The following is a 2813-nucleotide window of genomic DNA, read 5'->3' on the forward strand; positions in this document are numbered from 1 at the left end:
CCGAAGCTGGGTTCTGGATGCACAGGGCAATAAGGTCTATGGTTCCTGGACAAAGGTTAAAAAGATCAAGATCACAGTTGTCACACCACAGCAGCCAAAGATCAGGGATATCACTGTAAAAGGAAACACAGTGACTGTTACTTACACAAAATGTAAAAATGCCACAGGTTATGAGATTCTGCTCGGAACCAAATACAAGACCTCCGCAGGAGAGAAGTATCCGGTTAAGAAATATGTGAAACGTACAGAAGGCAAAAATACCGTAACTGTAACCTTTACAAACGTAAAGAAAGGTACCTGGTATGTGACAGTGCGATCCTGGAATAGAACCTCCAAGAACAAGTCCAGAGTTTACAGTCCATATTCCACAATGAAGAAATTTGCTGTATGATTTTTTCGTAACTGAATAAACTGATACTAAAGAAAACAAGAGGTGCTGCTAAACGGCAGTACCTCTTTTCGGTACAGAAATGATTACCGGAGTAAGCAGAATGATCATATTATCCAGGAGGGCATATTTATGTGGGGATTTATAGTGGCATTGATTTCGGGGGCACTGATGAGTATTCAGGGAGTTTTTAATACGGAAGTGACAAAGCAGACCAGTCTCTGGGTATCAACCGGCTGGGTGCAGCTGTCGGCTTTTGCAGTCTGTGTTCTTGCCTGGCTTTTCACAGGACGGGAAAGTGTGGCTGCGCTCTGGCAGGTGGACAATAAATATACACTCCTTGGTGGTGTGATCGGAGCGTTTATTACAATTACAGTAATCCAGAGCATGGGAGCTCTTGGACCTGCCAGGGCGGCAATGCTGATCGTCATTTCGCAGCTGGCAGTTGCTTATGTAATTGAATTATTTGGATTGTTTGGGGTAGATAAAGAACCCTTTGAATGGCGCAAAATCCTTGGATTGCTGATTGCAATTTCCGGAATTGTTATATTTAAGTGGCAAAAATAAGAGTTTACTATTGTAAAATCATTAAGATTTCGTTACAATAAGGGTGGCATTATGGACAGGGGGACTCTTACTCTGAGAAATAAGAGGAGGATCCTTATGACAAAAATAAAAAACAGGTGTTGTTATACTGTGACACTGATATTATGCGGAACTTTGTTTCTTACAGGACTGACAGGATGTAAGAGCAGAGAGGCACAGTTTCTGATAGATGGATTGCAGGAAGCAAAGGCAGAGGTGGATGCGGAGTCATCAGAAGAGAAAACATCAGGACAGAAGTCGAAGAAAGATACAGATGAGAAGAAAGCTGATACAGAAGACCGACAGAATGATGATGGCAGTTCTGCAGAGTCCCGGGAAAAACAGGCAGAATCAGATGGTTCAGATGCAGGTAATGGGACGGAGATAAATTCAACTGAGGAAACGCAGCCAGAGATGATCTATGTAGATGTGTGCGGAGCAGTTGCAAATCCGGGAGTCTTTCAGCTGGCAGCCGGAAGCCGGGTGTTTCAGGCTATTGAGGCGGCGGGAGGATATCTTCCCGAGGCAGCTCTAACCTGTGTAAACCGTGCAGGAGTTCTGACAGACGGACAGCAGCTTTATATTCTCACACAGGAAGAGATGGAGCGGCAGGGACTGGATCCGGCAGAGATGGCCAAAGCAGCAGATGGGCAGATGAACGGAAACGCCGGGACAGGACAGAATGCAGGGCTGACTGTTCAGGTTCAGCAGGATAACAGGATCAACATAAATACAGCAGATGAAGCTCAGCTTACTACGCTGACGGGGATCGGTGCAACACGTGCACAGGCGATCATTGCCTACAGAGAAGAGAACGGGCCATTTGCTGCGATAGAGGATATTATGAATGTACAGGGTATTAAAGAAGGTACTTTTGCAAAGATAAAAGATGAGATAGTAGTAGGATAAGGAGAACCGAATGAGCAGGAAAGTTTTGGTAGTAGATGATGAGAAACTGATCGTAAAAGGAATCCGTTTTAGTCTGGAACAGGATGGTATGGAGGTAGACTGCGCTTATGATGGAGAAGAGGCAGTAGAGAAAGCAAAAGATAAAAAATATGATATTATCCTTCTGGATCTGATGCTGCCGAAGATGGACGGGCTGGAAGTATGCCAGCAGATCCGCGAATTTTCCAATGTGCCGATCGTGATGCTGACAGCTAAGGGCGAGGATATGGATAAGATCCTTGGTCTTGAATATGGTGCGGATGATTATATCACCAAACCGTTCAATATCCTGGAAGTTAAGGCACGTATCAAAGCGATCATGCGCCGTGCGGGAAGCGACCACGAGGAGAAAGAAAAGGCAAAGAGCATTCAGGTGGGCGATCTTCGTATGGACTGTGAAGGCAGACGTGTATTTATTGCAGGAAAAGAGATTAATCTGACAGCAAAGGAATTCGATGTACTGGAGCTCCTGGTATTTAATCCGAATAAGGTTTACAGCCGTGAGAACCTGCTGAATATTGTATGGGGTTATGAATACCCGGGTGATGTACGTACAGTGGATGTACATATCCGTCGTCTTCGCGAGAAGATTGAAACCAATCCGAGTGAACCGAAGTATGTACACACGAAATGGGGCGTTGGATATTATTTCCAGGCTCAATAAAAAGAACGCATGAAACAGGCAGACCACATTTTATGAAACAAAGATCATAAAATGTGGTCTGTTTTTTGTGCAGATAAAATGCATTCTGCTATTTTCTGTTTTTTATTTTATCTGTAATTATGATGTATCCATGTACAAGAAGATCAGTCACGATCAGTGCTGCCACTGACAATATCAGGCATTCTTTTACCCCAAATTCGTAAAAAGCAGCAAAACCGGCAAGTGTCC

General features: G+C 44.1%; 3 protein-coding genes and 1 pseudogene. All 4 read left to right on the top strand.

What is annotated here, in order from left to right; translation table 11 throughout:
* Positions 1 to 391, top strand: a pseudogene (locus AC075L_RS04175) (hypothetical protein); the annotation flags it as partial.
* 129 nt (positions 392 to 520) lie between these two features.
* Positions 521 to 955, top strand: a complete 435-nt coding sequence (locus AC075L_RS04180) for a DMT family transporter (protein WP_055152683.1) — start codon at positions 521 to 523, stop codon at positions 953 to 955.
* 96 nt (positions 956 to 1051) lie between these two features.
* Positions 1052 to 1882: a ComEA family DNA-binding protein gene (locus tag AC075L_RS04185; RefSeq protein ID WP_476387174.1), complete on the top strand. Its 831-nt coding sequence runs from the start codon at positions 1052 to 1054 to the stop codon at positions 1880 to 1882.
* A gap of 10 nt (positions 1883 to 1892) precedes the next feature.
* Positions 1893 to 2585, top strand: a complete 693-nt coding sequence (locus AC075L_RS04190; protein WP_008706194.1) for a response regulator transcription factor — start codon at positions 1893 to 1895, stop codon at positions 2583 to 2585.
* The last annotated feature ends 228 nt before the right edge of the window (positions 2586 to 2813 follow it).

Source organism: Blautia sp. ZXY-1-B12, assembly GCF_056339915.1.